This is a genomic window from Shinella sp. WSJ-2 (genome assembly GCF_003432075.1).
Lineage (GTDB): Bacteria > Pseudomonadota > Alphaproteobacteria > Rhizobiales > Rhizobiaceae > Shinella.
In genome coordinates, this window is the sequence record NZ_QWBU01000005.1 from 335,452 (window position 1) to 351,672 (window position 16,221).

Consider the following 16,221-nt stretch of genomic DNA (forward strand, 5'->3'; position numbering starts at 1 on the left):
AATCCCTGTTGTCAGGGTCCGATATTGTAGGCCGCGCCGATCAGGGTCCTGGTATAGTCCGCCTTGGGCGCGTTGAAGATCGCGTCCGTCGGCCCCTCCTCGACGATCCTGCCGTCCTTCATCACCACGACATAATCCGACATGGCGCGCACCACCGACAGATCGTGGCTGATGAAGACATAGGACAGGCCGTGGCGGGACTGGAGATCGCGCAGAAGCTCGATCACCTGGCCCTGAACGGAACGGTCGAGCGCCGAGGTCGGCTCGTCGAGAATGACCGCCTGGGGTTTGAGGATCATTGCGCGGGCAATCGCGATGCGCTGCCGCTGGCCGCCCGAAAATTCGTGCGGATAGCGATTGCGCGCCGAAGGATCGAGCCCGACCTCCTTCAGTGCCTCGATCGCCCGCTTGTCGCGCTCAGCGCGCGAAAGCTGCGGCTCGTGCACATAAAGGCCTTCGGTGATGATCTCGCCCACCGTCTGGCGCGGCGAGAGCGAACCGTATGGGTCCTGAAAGACCACCTGCATGCTGCGGCGGAGCGGCCGCATGCCTGCCCGGTCGAGTTCGGAAATATCCGTTTTGCCGAACCGGTAGGCACCCTTGCTGGCGATGAGGCGCAACAATGCCCGCCCGAGTGTCGACTTGCCCGAGCCGGACTCACCGACGATGCCGATCGTCTGCCCCTCGTGCAGGCTGATGCTGACATTGTCGACGGCGCGGAAAGTGTTGGCGCGTTTCTTCAGAAAGCCGCCGTCGATCTTGTAATCGACAACGACATTGCGGCCTTCGAGGATGATCGGCGCGTTGTCCGCCGGTGCCACCTTGCGGCCATGCGGCTCGGCCTCGATCAGCATGCGCGTATAATCGGCCTTCGGGTTCTCAAAAATCTCGGCCGTCGCGCCCTGCTCCACCACCTCGCCGCGCCGCATCACGACGACACGCTCGGCGAAGTGCCGGACAATACCGAGATCGTGCGTGATGAGCACGATCGCCATGTCGAAACGCTTCTGCAGATCGCGCAGCAGTTTGAGGATCTGCGCCTGGATGGTCACGTCGAGCGCCGTCGTCGGCTCGTCGGCGATCAGGATATCCGGCTCGTTGGCGAGCGCCATGGCGATCATCACGCGCTGGCGCTGGCCGCCCGACATTTCATGCGGGTAGCTGTCGATGCGGCGCTCCGGATCGGGAATACCGACGAGCTTCAACAGTTCCAGCACGCGCGGCCGCGCCTCTCTCTGCGAGCCGCCACGGTGATGCACGATCACCTCGGCGATCTGCTTGCCGATCGGGTAGAGCGGATCGAGCGAGGTCATCGGCTCCTGGAAGATCATGGTGATCTTCGCACCGCGGATCTCGTTCAAGGCCTTCGGCGGCAAGCCCACCATCTCCTGCCCGCGATATCGAGCGGAGCCCGTCACCCGTCCGTTCGAGGCGAGCAGGCCCATGATGCCCATCATGGTCTGGCTCTTGCCGGAACCGGATTCGCCGACGACAGCCAGTGTCTCGCCGGGCCGAACGTCGAGGCTGATTCCCTTCACCGCGTTCACGTCGCCATCCGGCGTCGTGAAGGAGACCTTCAGGTCGCGCACCGCAAGGATCGGTTCCATGGTCTTTGTGTTTTCCATGTCAGCGGTCCTTCGGGTCGAACGCGTCGCGCAGCCCGTCGCCGACGAAATTCAGCGAGAAGAGCGTGACGACGAAGAAGATGGCGGGGAAGATGAGCAGCCACGGTGCCGACTGGATATTGTTGGCGCCTTCCGCGATCAGCGAACCCCAGCTCGTCAGCGGCGCCTGAACGCCAAGCCCGAGGAAGGAGAGGAAGCTTTCGAGCAGGATCACCTTCGGCACGATGACGGTGACGAAGATGACGACCGGGCCGATCGTGTTGGGGATGACGTGCCGGCGGATGATCTGCCAGTCCGTCAGGCCGAGTGCTTCCGCCGCCCCGATGAATTCTCGCCGCTTCAGCGACAATGTCTGCCCGCGCACGATACGGGCCATGTCGAGCCATTCCACCGCCCCGATGACGAGGAAGATCAGAATGAAGCTGCGCCCGAAGAACACGACGAGCACCACGACGAGGAAGACGAAGGGCAGCGAATAGAGGATTTCGACGAAGCGCATCATGACATTGTCGACGCGCCCGCCCATATAGCCGGAAATCGCGCCATAGGTGACGCCGATGCCGAGCGAGACGAGGCTGGCGAGCAGGCCGACGGCGATGGAAATCTGCCCGCCGAGCATGACGCGCGCCATGAGATCGCGGCCGTTGGTATCCGTGCCGAACAGGAAATATTCCCGATCGACGACGCCCTTGAGCGTGAGCTTGCGGCCCTCGTCCTCGGTCGCCGCCACCTCGGTCTTGTCGAACTCGTTGGCCCGGTCGAAATAGCGCGTGGCACGCGGATCGATCGGATCCTTGGCGGTGATCACGGCCGTGAAGGTCTCACCCTCGACGGAGAAGGACTGCAGCTCGACGCGGGCGCGCGTGGCCACACCCTTCATCGCCTCTTCCAGCGTGTCCTCGCCCGGTCGCGGCTCGAGGCTCGGCGGGATGGTGACATAGGAGGAGAAGACCTGATCGTAGCTGTGGCTGATGAAGAACGGCCCGAAGAACGATAAGCAGGCGATCAGCACCAGCATGACCGCTCCCGCCATGGCGGGACGGTTGCGACGAAAGCGCATGACGGCAAGCTGAAAGAGGCTGCGGCCCTTGACCTCGGGCACGGCGGAGAGGAGGGCATCAGTCATGGCGAACCCTCGGATCGAGCAGGCCATAGAGAATGTCGACCAGCAGATTGAACACAATGACGAAGATGGCGATCAGCACGACCGTGCCCATGACGAGCGTATAGTCGCGGTTTATCGCGCCCAGCACGAAATAGCGTCCGACGCCGGGAATGGTGAAGATCGTCTCGACGACCGCCGAGCCGGTCAGGAGTGCCGCCGCGCAGGGCGCGAGATAGGAGACGATGGGCAGCATGGCGCCGCGCATGGCATGTACCACGACCACCGATTTTGCCGGCAAGCCATAGGCCCGCGCGGTGCGGATATGGTCGGTGCGAAGAGCCTCGATCATCGAACCACGCGTGAGACGAGCAAAGACGGCAAGCTGCGGCAGCGCGAGCGCAATCATCGGCAGGATGAGAAAGCGCAGCGATCCGTCCCCCCAGCCGCCGGCCGGCAACCAGGCAAGCGTGATGGCGAAGATCAGCGTCAACACCGGACCGACGACGAAGTTCGGCACCGTCACGCCGACCGTCGCGACCGACATGACCGCGAAATCGAGCGCGCTGTTTTGCCGGAGCGCGGCGATCGTGCCGACGATGACGCCGCCGACCAGTGCCAGCAGCAGCGCGTAGAAGCCTAGCTCCATCGAATAGGGCAGGCCCTTGCCGATCAGTTCGGCAACGCTGTTGTCCTTGTAGATGTAGCTCGGACCGAAATCGCCGGTCAGCGCGTTGCTCATATAGGTGAGATATTGCCGCCAGAGCGGCTGATCGAGCTGATAGGCCCGCATCAGGTTTTCCATCGTGGCGGGCGGCAAGGGTCGTTCGAGATTGAACGGACCGCCGGGCGCAAAGCGCATCAGGAAAAAGGAAATCGTGACGACGATGAATAGCGTCGGCACGGCGCTGGCAAGGCGCCGCAGAACGAAAGCAAGCATGACCAGGTCTCCCCAGATACGCAGTGCGCGGCCCTTCCGGGTCGCGCACTTACGTTAGATCATTCGGAAACGCTGAGGAAGCGGCTGAGGTGCTGGTTGGCGGCATTGTCCTGCCAGCCCTGCACCTTGCCGGAGACGAGCCACAGATCGGCCTGCGTGAGGAACGGCGCGATCGGCTGCTCCTTCATGAGCACCGCTTCGGCATCATGCAGGACCTTGGCGCGCGCCGCGGGATCGCGCTCTTCATACGACTTCTTCATCAGAGCGTCGTATTCGGCGTTGTTGAACTGGCCGTAGTTAAAAGTCTTGTTGGTGCTGACACTGAGACCGAGGAAGTTTTCCGGGTCCGCATAGTCGGCGACCCAGCCGGCGCGTGCTACGTTGAATTTGCCGCCTTCCTGCAGATAGGCGTAGTGCGAGGATACGTCGAGGTTCACCATCGACACATCGGCGCCGAAGGTGTTTTTCCACATGTCGGCCACGGCGGTGGCCACCCGCTCGTGGTTCGGGTTGGTGTTGTAGCGGATCTCGATCTTCAGCGGCTTGCCGCCTTCGCCATAGCCCGCTTCCTTCATCAGCTTGAGCGCCTCGTCCTCGCGGTCGAGCTGCGACATGGTGCCGAAATCGGCGGTCGCCGGCGTGTAACCCTGGATGCCCGGAGGCACCATGGAATAGGCCGGCAGCTGCGAGCCGGAATAGATTTCCTTGGCCAGGAAGTCGCGGTCGACGGCCATGGAGAGCGCACGGCGTACGCGCACGTCGCTATAGGGTTCCTGACGCGTGTCGAAGGCGTAGTAATAGGTGGCGAGCGTCGGCGAGACATGCACCTGGTCGCCATAGCTCTTCTTCAGGCGCTCGATCTGGTCGGCGGAGAAATTATAGACGAGGTCCATTTCCCTGGCCTCGAAGCGGCGCACGGATGCGGCCTGGTCGTCGATCGGGTAGAAGACCACCTTGTCGAGCTTGACGTTCGCGGCATCCCAATAATCGGCATTCTTCTCAACGACGAGGTTGTCGTTCGGAACGTGGCTGACGAGCTTGAAGGCGCCGTTCGACACCATCGTGCCGGGCTTGACGAAGTCGGCGCCGTTCTTCTCTACGCTCGCCTTGGAGACCGGCAGCGCCGTCTGATGCGCGAGCAGTTCAAGGAAGAAGGGCGTCGGGCGCTCCAGCGTGATTTCCACGGTCTTTGCATCCACGGCTTTCACGCCGAGCTGGTCGAGGCCGAGCTCGCCCTTGTTGACCTTTTCCGCGTTCTTGATCGGGTAAAGGATGTTGGCGTAACCGGCCGCCGTCTTCGGATCTTCGACGCGGGTGAAGGAGAAGGCGAAGTCCTCCGCCGTCACCGGCGAGCCGTCCGACCACTTGGCGTTTTCGCGCAGCTTGAACGTATAGACCGTGCCGTCGTCGGAAACGGTCCAGCTTTCGGCCGCACCGGGCACGATCTTGCCGGCGGCGTCATAGATTGTCAGGCCTTCATAGAGATCCTTGAGGATGAATTCCTCGATATTGATGGAGGTGTGCGCCTGGTCGAGTGTCTGCGGCTCGCCGGCATTGCCGCGGTGGAGCACCGCTTCGGCGAGCGCCGGGCTTGCGCCGATGAGGATCGCGCCGGCCAGTAGCGCTGCACGAAAACCGATCATTTTGTTTGCCATTTTGTTATCCTTCCCCGTTGTTGTTTTTTGGGTGCACAATCAATTGTCGCTGTTTTGTCCGTTGGCAAGACCCTAAAAACAGGAAATACAGCGTTCGCCTACAACCTGCGCGAAGCCCGCAAAAGCAGGAAAAACACGGCCTTAAGCGCTGCGAAGACCGGACGGGTGAGAAGAATATTTCCATTTGCCCAAATTATTCGCAGTTTTCTGCCCACCGTTTTGCACGAATTTCTGCAATTGATCCGCCATCGAACACGAGCCAGAAACGGAGTCCCACGATGAACTGGTTGAAGACCCTCGCTGCCGCCGCAGCGCTCCAGGCCGCCATTCTCGCCCCCGCCCATGCCGGCGAAAACCTCGCCGCCATCAAGTCGGCCGGCGCGCTGAAGATCGGCACCGAAGGCACCTACGCACCCTTCACCTACCATGATACCGACGGCAAGCTGGTCGGCTTCGATGTCGAGATCGGCGAAGCCATCGCCAAGAAACTCGGCGTCAAGGCCGAGTTCCTGGAAGGCAAGTGGGACGGCCTGATCGCCGGCCTCGACGCCAACCGCTATGACGCCGTTATCAACCAGGTCGGCATCACCGAGGCACGCAAGCAGAAGTATGACTTCTCCGAGCCCTATATCGCCTCCAAGGCCGTGCTGATCGTGCGCGCCGACGACGACAGCATCAAGGGCTTCGCCGACCTGAAGGGCAAGAAGTCCGCCCAGTCGCTGACCAGCAATTTCGGCAAGATCGCCCAGGAAGCTGGCGCCGAACTCGTCGGAACCGACGGTTTCGACCAGTCGATCCAGCTCGTGCTGACCGGCCGCGCCGACGCCACGATCAACGACAGCCTGTCCTTCCTCGACTTCAAGAAGCACAAGCCCGATGCCAATGTGAAGATCGCCGCCGAGCAGGAAAACGCCGACTATTCCGGCGTGATCATCCGCAAGGGCGAGCCGGAACTCCTGGAAGCGATCAACAAGGCGCTCGTCGACATCAAGGCCGACGGCACCTACAAGGCGATCTCCGACAAGTATTTCGGCCAGGACGTCTCGAAGTAATCACGAGATCATTGAGGGCGGCCGCTTCGCGGCGGCCCGTTCCTGTCCTATAGATGAAACGACCAACTGGCCGGGGATCACTCCGGCCAGCCGCATTTCGGAGGGTTTCCCGTGCCGCCGTGGCTTCAACTGATGCTGGACTCGCTTGCGCCCCTTCTGTGGGCCGCGCTTGTCTTCACCATTCCGCTCACCCTCCTGTCCTTCGTGCTGGGCCTGACACTCGGGCTGCTAACCGCCATCGCGCGGCTGTTCGGGCCGAAACCGCTGGTCGCCGTCGCCCGCTTCTATGTCTGGGTGATCCGCGGCACGCCGCTGCTCGTGCAACTCTTCGTCATCTTCTACGGCCTGCCGAGCGTCGGCATCCTGCTCGACGCCTTCCCGGCGGCCCTCATCGGCTTCACGCTGAATGTCGGCGCCTATACGTCGGAGATCATCCGCGCCGTCATTTCGTCCGTGCCGCGCGGCCAGTGGGAGGCCGCCTATTCGATCGGAATGAGCTGGTCGCAGGCCATGCGCCGCACCATCCTGCCGCAAGCGACGCGTGTCGCCGTGCCGCCGCTTTCCAACACCTTCATCTCGCTGGTGAAGGACACCTCGCTGGCCGCCGCCGTCACCGTGCCGGAACTTTTCCAGACGGCGCAGCGCATCGTCGCCACGACCTATGAACCGCTCATCCTCTATATCGAGGCGGCGCTGATCTATCTGGCGCTGAGCTCTGTGCTCTCGGCCCTGCAGGTGCGGCTGGAGAAGCGCTTTGCCCGCTATGGCGGCTTCCTGGAGGCCCGCACATGATCGAGCTCAGCCACATCGAAAAACGCTTTGGCGACAATCATGTCCTGCGCGACATCAGCCTCAGCCTTGCGGAAGGCACCGTGACGGCGCTGGTCGGCCCCTCGGGCGGCGGCAAGAGCACGCTTCTGCGCTGCATCAACCTTCTGGAGACGCCGACCTCGGGCTCTATCCGCCTTGGCGACGAGAAGATCGAATTCGCCCCCGGCCGCAAGGTCGGCTGGGATGCGGTGCAGAAGCTGCGCCGGCAGACCGGCATGGTCTTTCAGAATTTCCAGCTCTTCCCGCACCAGACGGCCATCGCCAATGTGATGGAGGGCCTCGTCACCGTCTTGAAATGGCCCGCCGACAAGGCGCGCGCCCGTGCGCTGGAACTGCTCGAAAAGGTTGGCATGGCGCATAAGGCGGATGCGTGGCCGGCGACGCTGTCCGGTGGCCAGCAGCAGCGCGTGGCGATCGCCCGGGCGCTTGCCCCCTCGCCGCGCGTTCTGCTTTGCGACGAGCCCACCTCGGCGCTCGACCCGGAGCTTGCAGAGGAGGTTGTTGAAGTGCTGAGCCGGCTCGCCCGTGAAGGTACGACAATGGTCATGGCGACGCATGATCTGCGTCTGGCCTCACGCGTCGCCGATGCCGTCGTTTTCCTCGACGGCGGCGTCATCGTCGAACAGGGCCCGCCGCGCTCTATCTTCTCCGCACCCGAGCGGGAGCGCACGAAAAAATTCATCGCTTCGCTGAGCGCACCGCAGAACTATGACATATAGACTGCACGCGACCTCACGTTACGGTAGTGGTTAAATACGCGACGCGGCAGTTGCATCCGCCTGGCGATTCAAGCAGAGTACGACGATCATCGTGTCTCGCCATGCCCCGGCATGCCCCAAGGGGAGAAAGTCTCATGAACAAGAAAGTGCCGAACCCGATCGACGTTTTCGTCGGTTCCCGCGTCCGCCTGCGCAGGCTGATGGTGGGCATGAGCCAGGAGGCACTGGCCGACCGGCTGGGCGTAACCTTCCAGCAAGTTCAGAAATACGAAAAGGGCACCAACCGCATCAGCGCGAGCCGCCTCCAGGCGATCTCCGATGTGTTTCGCGTGCCGCCAAGCTTCTTCTTCCAGGACGACGAAAGCACCGCACCGGCCGCCGGCGCCGGACATGAAACGGGCGACGTCTCGACCTTCGTTTCCTCCAAGGAAGGCCTCGACCTCAACCGCGCCTTCCTGAAGATCGAAGATGCCGGCGTGCGCAAGTCGATCATCCAGCTCGCGACCGCGCTTTCCAAGGCAAGCGCTGCCGATACGGCAGGCGACCGCGCAGAAAACGCACCGGAACTTCGGATCTGAACCCAGAATGCCGGCACGGCTGCAGACGTTCGGTCATCTGCGCCTGCTCGACGAGGGCGGCAACGACATCGCCTTTCCCGAAAAGGCGCTCTTGATCCTTTGTTACCTTCTGGCACGCGGCATTTCTGAAATGCCGCGTGCAGAGGCTGCAAACCTTTTCTGGGACGATGAGCACAGCGCCAGCGCCTTTGCCAATCTCCGGCAGACCGTCTCCCGCGTCCAGAAGCGCCAGCGCGAGCTGGGCCGATCGTATCTCACCTTTACCGACACCACGGTCTCGCTCGGGCCGGAATCCATCGAAAGCGATGTCGGCCAGGTTCGCGACGGCGCGCAACTCGGCACGTTGACGGACCTCCTGAGCGAGGATTTCCTGAAATATACAAGGTCGGGCAATCGCGGGCTGACGAGCTGGATCGCATTGCAGCGAACCGCGCATATGGCGCTTTTGCGCAGCACGCTGCTGAGCGGACATGCAAGCGAAAACGGCGTGTCACGGCAGGCGCGCTCCGCCGCGGCCCTTCGCCTTCTGGAAGACAATCCCGATGACGACGAAATCCGCGCCGTACTGACGGGGCGACCGGCGATACATCCGCCTCTGATGACGCTTAAACCGTCGATCCAGGTGCTGACGCCGCACGAACACGAGATTTCGCCCCCTCGCAACAACCCGCCGCGCGTCGTGCTCTTGCCGCCCGTCACCACGCTTGCGGCTCGCAATGCCGCACGTTTCTCCGAAGCCTTGATTGAAGACGTGACGATCGGGCTCTGCGCCTTGCGCTCCATCTCGATCATCGCGCCGCACACCGCAGCCCAGATCTCGCTCCAGACCGACCGCGCCGCAACCTACGAACGCCACAAGATCAGCTACATCCTGGAAACGCGGCTGCGCGACGAAGGCGACGGCCATACGCTCTTTGCCCAGCTGATCTTCTTCGGCAGCGACGAGGTCATTTGGGCAGACCGCTTCCCGCTGACCGCCGAAGGCCTCGCCCGGTCACGCCAGATGATCGCGCATCAGATCGCGGGCGCGATTGCCACCGAGATAGAACGCAACGAGCTCGTGCGCAGTGACTACGAGGGCGACGCCAATGCCTATCGGAGCTTCCTGACTGGCCAGAGCCTCCTGAAAAAGCTCGACCTGCGTGATATTCGCCGGGCCCGCAGGAGTTTCCGTGACGCCCTTCAACTGAAATCTGATTTTGCACCGGCAATGGGTGGGCTTTCACGCAGCTACTTTCTTGAGTGGCTCGTCACGGCACGCGGCGATGCGGACCTCTTGAAGAAAGCCGAACAGCAGGCAGAAGAAGCTGTTCGCACGGATAGATATTTGCCCTCCGCCTATCGAGAGCTTGGCGTTGCCAAACTCTATGCCCGTCAGTTCGATGAGAGCGCCGAGCATCTGGAACGAGCCGAAACACTGAGCCCGAACCATGCAAACGCCGTTGCCAGCTACGCCGACACGCTGGTGCAGGGTTCCCGACCGGACCTTGGCATAAAAAAAATTCGGCGGGCAATCGACCTCAATCCTCTGCCGCCGGACGATTATTTCTGGATCGCCGCCGGTGCGAGTTACTCGATAGGCCTGTACGAACAGGCACTTGATTACATCTCCCGCATGAAGGATCGGGTACCAGCTGATCGCCTTGCTGCGGCAAGCTGCGGCATGCTTGGCGATACCAGAAAGGCGCGGCAATTTATCCGTCGCACGTACAGCGTACATCCCAACTTCGATCTCGAAAGCTGGATGGCAATCGTTCCCTTCAAGGAAGAATGGCAGCGTCAGCACTATTTTGAAGGATTGAAGAAGGCCGGTTTTTGAAAGTGCCACTCCATAGAAAGGGAACGCAATATGGCAAATATAGTTGTGCTGGGCTTGCAGGGGGAGGAAGGATTGTGGATGGTCGATCTCGGCGCCGGCACTGTGACGGCCCTGCCGGTACCTACGACAGGCGCTCTGAAGGCGGCCGATGATTTGCGTAAGGCAGGCGCCACCATATCCAAGGGTGTCAATCTTGCAGCCCTTGCGACATCAGCAGAAGCCGCTTCCGGTGGCTACATGGATGCGGGTGGCGGATATATGGACACCGACGGTGGATATATGGATAAATAAGCCGATGCCCACTGGTACGCTGGTAAAGCAGGTGAGCGTCAAACGGCTCATCGCATGACAGCCTATTCGGACCGCATCTGCGGTCCTGAAGAAACGTGGAGCCGGATCGAGGCCTTGCTGCCTCGGTTCGGTATCACGCGTCTTTCCCGCCTGACAGGCCTCGACCGGCTCGGCATTCCCGTGTGGAATTGCGTCAGCCCGAATGCACGCTCCATCGTCATAAACCAGGGCAAGGGCATTACCGATATCGATGCCCGGGTTTCCGCCGCGATGGAGGGCCTCGAGCGGGCGATTGCCGGGGATCCGCTTGTGCAAGTGCGAAAAACCACGCGCCGTGCCTTGGCCGCAGCCGGCGAGGCGTGCCTGCCGCTCGATATTTTCGTGGCCGCCGGCCAGCCTTTCATCGCCGAGAGCGAAGAGATCGACTGGCTTGCCGGCCATGACGTCGTGAGCGGGGCGCGCGTCTTCGTGCCACGAGAAGCAATCTGCCTCGACCGGACCAATCCGGCGCCGCGCTTCTGGCAATCTTCCGACGGTCTCGCCTCCGGCAATTCCGAATCCGAGGCGATCCTGCATGGCCTGCTCGAGCGCATCGAGCGGGACGCGGATCGGCTCTGGCGCCTGCTGCCGCGGGCCAAGCGCCTTGCCTGCGCCATCGATCCCGCCACCATCGATGATCCCGTCGTTGCAGATCTCGTCGGGCGCATCCGCGATGCCGGCCTCGACCTGAAGCTCTTCGACATTACCAGCGATCTTGCCATTCCCACCTATGCCGCCGTGCTCGGAAACGAGGGCCTTGCGGAAAAGCAGCAGCCGCTCTTCCACGACGCGACGATCGGCTACGGTACGCATCCGGTCGCGGTGCGCGCCGTCATCCGCGCCCTCACCGAGGTCGCGCAATCGCGCCTGACCTATATCAGCGGCGCCCGCGACGATCTTTTTGCCGAGACGTTCACGCGGCCGCTGGCGCCGGAAACGCTTGCTCTGTTCGGTGCCCAGCCCGGTCCCGCCAAAACCTATCCGTCGCCGCAAGGCGACGCCGCGGCTTTGCTTGCTCATTGCCTCGAAAAACTGGCGCATGCCGGCATCACACCTGTCGTCGCCGTGCCGCTCTGCGATGCCTCATTGCCGATCTCCGTCGTCAAGGTCGTCGTCCCCGCCCTTGAAAATCCCGAGGGCGCGCGCCGGCACACGGTTGGCTCGCGTGCGCTCTCAATCATGCTGTTCGGATCGACATGAGAAAAATCCTTTTCGTCGGCCCAAGCCTTCCGGATGCAAGTGCCATGTGCGGTGACGCCATTGAGGTTCTGCCGCCGGCAGCGCATGGCGACGTGCTGGCGGCCGTGCGGGCGGGCGCAACAGTCATCGGTATCATCGACGGTAATTTCGAACACGTTGCGCCTGTCTGGCACAAGGAGGTCCTCCACGCGCTGGATGTAGGTGTGTCCGTCCTTGGTGCCGCCAGCATGGGCGCCCTGCGGGCAGCCGAATGCGACGCCTTCGGCATGATCGGGATTGGCCGCGTGTATGAGGATTATGCAGCCGGCCGCCGGCTTGATGACGCAGACGTCGCCCTGTTGCATGGTCCGGCCGAATTGGGCTACCCCGCGCTGTCGCTTCCCCTTGTCAATGTCGATGCAACGCTGGACCGGCTGCAGATGCTGGATGTCGTTGCAACGTCTGACATATCACGACTGCGCACCGTTGCCGACGCGCTGTTCTACAAGGACCGAACCTGGTCCGCGATCGTAAAAGCAGCGTTTGAGAACGACGACAGGGGACACCTCCTGCAACTTCTCCATGCAACAAACGTAAACCAGAAGCGGGAGGACGCGCTTCTCCTCGTCGAGGCGATGCGCAATTTCGAGCCGGTAAGCCCTGCCAAGCAGGGAAACTGGACCTTTCGGGCAACGACGCTTTGGCGCACCGCAGCCGATCAACCTGGAAAGAAGCAAAACGTGTAGTTTCCCATTCCGCGTGTGTCACGCCTGAGTCACGCGCAAAACCCCGGAGTCACGCCTATAGTTCAGGCAGGGGTTTGAGATGAGCATTGCTCTGGGGGCATGGGACATGAAAATTGACATCGTCGAAACGGAAGACCGCAGCACCGAGCTGATCGCCTTGGCACGCCTCGTGGCCTTCGCAATCGAATCCGCCAAATCGTTGGACGCCGAAGTCGTGGAATTTTGCCTGGACAAGGCGCTTCGCGCCGTGCTCGACCAGATCGACGAACCGGCCCGCATGACGCTGACAGCAAGCGATATCGTGCTCATGAACCGGTCACCACTGTGCTGAACGCGACCAGACCTAGAGCTTTTGCGGCGAACTCCGTTTCAGCGGAAACGCTCTAGGATTTGTTCTAATCGCATTATCAGAGGTCGAAGCGAGTTCGCTTCGGCTGGAAATGCTCCAGCCGCCGTCTCCTCCACGGCGCCGATCGTGCGGGCGGCCCGAACCTGCGGGCCGCCGCCGATCTCCGGCTCTGCAGCATGTTTCGGCCGGTAGCCGAGCGCAATAGACGGCCATTCCGTTCACAACCACGTCATCCCTCCACATCCACGCTGAAAATCGCTTTTGCGGCCTTTTCCTCGGTGCCGTCAAGCCTTAGGCAGGCAGGTAAGGCGGCCATCCCGGCAACCGAAGGGAAGAATGGCATGCTCGTCCTGCGGGAGCCTTCACGAAACAGGTTGGAGGACCGGCAGCACCGCATCCGTGCCGAGCACCAGCCTCTGAAAATATGGCGTGCGCCGTGAGCGCGCTTGCGGCCTATGGCGGCCTTTTCCTCGCGGCCTTTCTTGCCGCAACCCTTGTTCCCGCGCAGTCCGAGGCCGTACTCGCCAGCCTGCTCGCCATCGACCACTATTCGCCCGCCCTGCTCATTCTCGTCGCCGGCATCGGCAATGTGCTCGGCTCCGTGGTCAATTGGCTGATAGGGCGCGGCATCGAGCGGTATCGCGCGGCGCGCTGGTTTCCCGTCAGTACCAAAAGCCTGGAGCGTGCCGGGTACTGGTATCGCCGCTACGGCTGGTGGAGCTTGCTCTTGAGCTGGTTGCCTATCATCGGCGATCCCCTGACGCTTGCCGCCGGCATCATGCGCGAGCCTTTCCTGCGCTTCCTTCTGGTCGTTACCATCGCAAAATTCGCCCGCTATATCGCCCTCGCCGCGGCGGTCCTACAATGGCTGTGATTTTTTTGCAGTGACGATGGAATGAGCGCCGCTCAGCTTTCGTATATGGGGTCATGAACGGAAAGACACCCGGCTTCAACGTGATCGGACAGCTTGCGGCGCTCAGGCGCTATGCCCTGTCGCTCGTCCGCAATCCGGACGAGGCGGAAGATCTGGTGCACGATGCGCTGGTCAAGGCCTACGAACGCCAATCGAGCTTCCGCACCGGCGCCAATGTGCGCAACTGGCTGATGTCGATCCTGCACAATGCGCATATCGACCGCCTGCGCCAGCGCCGCTCGCTGGAGCGCCGCCACGATGCAGCGGCCGATCTCGCCGAGCGCGCGATGCCGGCCAACCAGGATCATTCGGTGCGGCTGACGCAGCTGCGCGATGCCTTTTTCGGCCTGCCGGAGGACCAGCGCGCGGCGCTGCATCTCGTCGCCATCGAAGAGCTCTCCTATCAGGAGGCGGCCGATACGCTGAAGATCCCGGTTGGCACGCTGATGTCGCGCGTTGCCCGCGCCCGCGAACGGCTGCGCACCTTCGAACAGAGCGGCCCGGCCGCGACTGTCACCCATCTCAAAATCGTCGGAGGCACTGGCGATGACAAGCAATGACCCAATCCTAGAGGCCGATCTCAACGCATATGTCGACGACCAGCTCGCCGTCGGCCGGCGCATTGAGGTGGAAGCCTACCTTTCGGAACGGCCTGATACCGCCGCGCAGATCATGAAGGACCTGCGCGTGCGCGACGAGCTGCGCCTGGCGCTGGCCGACCATCGGACGGTGATCCGGCAGGAAACACGCGAGGCCGCCCGTCTGCTCGAGCGCGCGCTGTCGCGTCGCCGTGTCTTCGGTTTCCTGCGCCGTGCTGCAACCATCGCGCTTTTCGTCGCCGCCGGCTGGGTGGCGCACGCGGCCTTCGGCCCCTTCGGCGCGACCGAGGTCGTGGCATCGACGCCGCCACCCGCCTTCGTGGAGGAGGCGGTTCGGGCACACAAGACCACACTCCTGCGCGATTCCATGGCGTCACAGCCGGAAACGGAAAGCTTCGACCCCGCCGAGATCCGCTCCGCGACCGCGATTGTCCTGCCGGACCTGCCGAAGGGCTGGGGTGTCGTCGACACCCAGGTCTTTCCCTCGGCCTATGGCCCGAGTGTCGAGCTGGTACTGGAGCCCCGCAAGGATGAGCGCCTGTCGCTCTTCGCCGTGCGCCCCGGCTCCTTTGCCGTTCAGCATGTGCTGCTCTTCCACGCAGACAATGCCCGCGCTGCCTACTGGCAGATCGGCGATGTCGCCTATGCGCTGGTGTCGGAAAGCCGCAAGGCCGACGATCTGGCCGAAACCGCGCGGGATCTTTCCCGCACGCTCTACTGATCAACCGTTTCCATAAGGAGATTTCAGATGGAACCCGTACAACAGCGATTTGGCTATGGCGCGCAGGCGCAGTCGGCCGCCCTCTTCGACGAGGGCCTGCGCCAGCACATGCTGCGCGTCTACAACTACATGGGCGCCGGCCTCGTCATCACCGGCCTTGTCGCCTTCATCGTCGGCTCGACGCCGGCGCTTTACGTGCCGATCTTCTCCTCCCCGCTCAAGTGGGTGGTGATGCTCGCCCCGCTCGCCTTCGTCTTCTTCTTCTCGTTCAAGATCCAGACGATGTCCGCCAGCACCGCACAGATGACCTTCTGGGCCTTCTGCGCCGTCATGGGCCTGTCGCTCGCTTCGGTGTTCCTCGTCTTCACCGGCATGAGCATCGCGCGCACCTTCTTCATCGCCGCCACGATGTTCGGCGCCACCAGCCTCTACGGCTATGTGACGAAGCGTGACCTGTCGAAGTTCGGCTCGTTCCTGATAATGGGTCTGATCGGCGTGGTCATCGCCTCGATCGTCAACATCTTCCTCGGTTCGAGCGCGCTGCAGTTTGCGATTTCCGTGATCGGCATCGTCGTCTTCGTCGGCCTGACCGCCTGGGACACGCAGAACATCAAGGAGCAGTATGCAGAAAACATCGACCAGGAATCGAGCCAGAAGATGGCCGTGTTCGGTGCGCTCTCGCTCTACCTGAACTTCGTCAACATCTTCCAGCTTCTGCTGAATTTCACGGGCGAGCGCGAATAGTTTTCGCGAATGATTTCAACGGGAACGGCGGGGCTTATCTCTGCCGTTTCTTTTTGTGCGCAGCGCAAAAAACGTAAGAAAATACTTACGCAAAATACCCCCGTTGACAAATCGCCCCGCAGCGTTTTTGCTTAGGGCATTCACCAGGGGGGTCCCGACAAGGGGCTGAGATACTGCTGGCTTCGCAGCGCAGTGACCCGTTGAACCTGATCCAGTTCATACTGGCGTAGGGACGGTGCAAGCGCTGTGGCAGGACATCCGTGAACCCGGATTCCGTCTCGGCGTCCTTCCATCATTCCGGCTCTAGGACTGGGTCTCC

At 62.2% G+C, this 16,221-nt stretch carries 17 protein-coding genes and 1 riboswitch; of the genes, 13 read left to right on the forward strand and 4 right to left on the reverse strand.

Features of this window, described 5'->3' with window-relative positions; translation table 11 throughout:
- Window positions 1-11: 11 nt before the first annotated feature.
- From D0Y60_RS14720 to D0Y60_RS14735, 4 genes are read right to left on the reverse strand one after another with little or no spacing between them, the layout of a single operon-like run.
- Window positions 12-1,625, reverse strand: coding sequence for an ABC transporter ATP-binding protein (locus D0Y60_RS14720; protein ID WP_117370698.1), 1,614 nt, complete (start codon window positions 1,623-1,625; stop codon window positions 12-14).
- A 1-nt stretch (window position 1,626) separates the two neighbouring features.
- Window positions 1,627-2,751 (reverse strand): ABC transporter permease subunit, encoded by a 1,125-nt coding sequence (locus tag D0Y60_RS14725; protein WP_117370699.1) that lies wholly within the window; start codon window positions 2,749-2,751, stop codon window positions 1,627-1,629.
- Window positions 2,744-3,667: an oligopeptide ABC transporter permease OppB gene (gene oppB, locus D0Y60_RS14730; RefSeq protein WP_117370700.1), complete on the reverse strand. Its 924-nt coding sequence runs from the start codon at window positions 3,665-3,667 to the stop codon at window positions 2,744-2,746. Before oppB ends, D0Y60_RS14725 begins: the two co-directional genes overlap by 8 nt.
- Window positions 3,668-3,726: 59 nt before the next feature.
- Window positions 3,727-5,322 (reverse strand): peptide ABC transporter substrate-binding protein, encoded by a 1,596-nt coding sequence (locus D0Y60_RS14735; RefSeq protein ID WP_117370701.1) that lies wholly within the window; start codon window positions 5,320-5,322, stop codon window positions 3,727-3,729.
- Between the two features lie 278 nt (window positions 5,323-5,600).
- Between D0Y60_RS14735 and D0Y60_RS14740 the strand changes: the two genes are divergently transcribed.
- The 13 genes from D0Y60_RS14740 (at window position 5,601) to D0Y60_RS14800 (ending at window position 15,902) form a co-directional block, all read left to right on the forward strand.
- Window positions 5,601-6,374, forward strand: a complete 774-nt coding sequence (locus D0Y60_RS14740) for an amino acid ABC transporter substrate-binding protein (protein ID WP_117370702.1) — start codon at window positions 5,601-5,603, stop codon at window positions 6,372-6,374.
- Between the two features lie 111 nt (window positions 6,375-6,485).
- A complete protein-coding gene (locus D0Y60_RS14745) occupies window positions 6,486-7,166 on the forward strand; it encodes an amino acid ABC transporter permease (RefSeq protein ID WP_117370703.1) in 681 nt (226 codons plus the stop codon).
- Window positions 7,163-7,924, forward strand: coding sequence for an amino acid ABC transporter ATP-binding protein (locus D0Y60_RS14750; RefSeq protein ID WP_117370704.1), 762 nt, complete (start codon window positions 7,163-7,165; stop codon window positions 7,922-7,924). Before D0Y60_RS14745 ends, D0Y60_RS14750 begins: the two co-directional genes overlap by 4 nt.
- A 134-nt stretch (window positions 7,925-8,058) precedes the next feature.
- Window positions 8,059-8,502, forward strand: coding sequence for a helix-turn-helix transcriptional regulator (locus tag D0Y60_RS14755; protein ID WP_117370705.1), 444 nt, complete (start codon window positions 8,059-8,061; stop codon window positions 8,500-8,502).
- 7 nt (window positions 8,503-8,509) lie between these two features.
- The gene (locus tag D0Y60_RS14760; RefSeq protein ID WP_117370706.1) at window positions 8,510-10,321 is read left to right on the forward strand and encodes a hypothetical protein; all 1,812 of its coding nucleotides are present in this window, start codon (window positions 8,510-8,512) and stop codon (window positions 10,319-10,321) included.
- Window positions 10,322-10,351: 30 nt separating this feature from the next.
- Window positions 10,352-10,612 carry a hypothetical protein gene (locus D0Y60_RS14765; RefSeq protein ID WP_117370707.1) on the forward strand — a complete coding sequence of 87 codons (261 nt, stop codon included), beginning with the start codon at window positions 10,352-10,354 and terminating at the stop codon, window positions 10,610-10,612.
- A gap of 54 nt (window positions 10,613-10,666) precedes the next feature.
- A complete protein-coding gene (locus D0Y60_RS14770) occupies window positions 10,667-11,851 on the forward strand; it encodes a YcaO-like family protein (protein ID WP_117370708.1) in 1,185 nt (394 codons plus the stop codon).
- Window positions 11,848-12,576, forward strand: a complete 729-nt coding sequence (locus D0Y60_RS14775; protein WP_117370709.1) for a TfuA-like protein — start codon at window positions 11,848-11,850, stop codon at window positions 12,574-12,576. The genes D0Y60_RS14770 and D0Y60_RS14775 overlap by 4 nt, the downstream gene beginning before the upstream one ends.
- Before the next feature lie 106 nt (window positions 12,577-12,682).
- Window positions 12,683-12,907, forward strand: a complete 225-nt coding sequence (locus D0Y60_RS14780) for a hypothetical protein (protein ID WP_117370710.1) — start codon at window positions 12,683-12,685, stop codon at window positions 12,905-12,907.
- Window positions 12,908-13,361: 454 nt separating this feature from the next.
- Complete coding sequence (locus D0Y60_RS14785) at window positions 13,362-13,799, forward strand: YqaA family protein (protein ID WP_117370756.1); 438 nt, start codon at window positions 13,362-13,364, stop codon at window positions 13,797-13,799.
- A gap of 53 nt (window positions 13,800-13,852) precedes the next feature.
- Complete coding sequence (locus D0Y60_RS14790; RefSeq protein WP_117370711.1) at window positions 13,853-14,398, forward strand: sigma-70 family RNA polymerase sigma factor; 546 nt, start codon at window positions 13,853-13,855, stop codon at window positions 14,396-14,398.
- Entirely contained in the window at window positions 14,385-15,158 is a 774-nt protein-coding gene (locus D0Y60_RS14795) for an anti-sigma factor (protein ID WP_117370712.1), read from the forward strand. The genes D0Y60_RS14790 and D0Y60_RS14795 overlap by 14 nt, the downstream gene beginning before the upstream one ends.
- Window positions 15,159-15,185: 27 nt before the next feature.
- Window positions 15,186-15,902 (forward strand): Bax inhibitor-1/YccA family protein, encoded by a 717-nt coding sequence (locus tag D0Y60_RS14800; protein WP_117370713.1) that lies wholly within the window; start codon window positions 15,186-15,188, stop codon window positions 15,900-15,902.
- Between the two features lie 135 nt (window positions 15,903-16,037).
- A riboswitch (TPP riboswitch) is annotated at window positions 16,038-16,153 on the forward strand.
- Window positions 16,154-16,221: the final 68 nt, after the last annotated feature.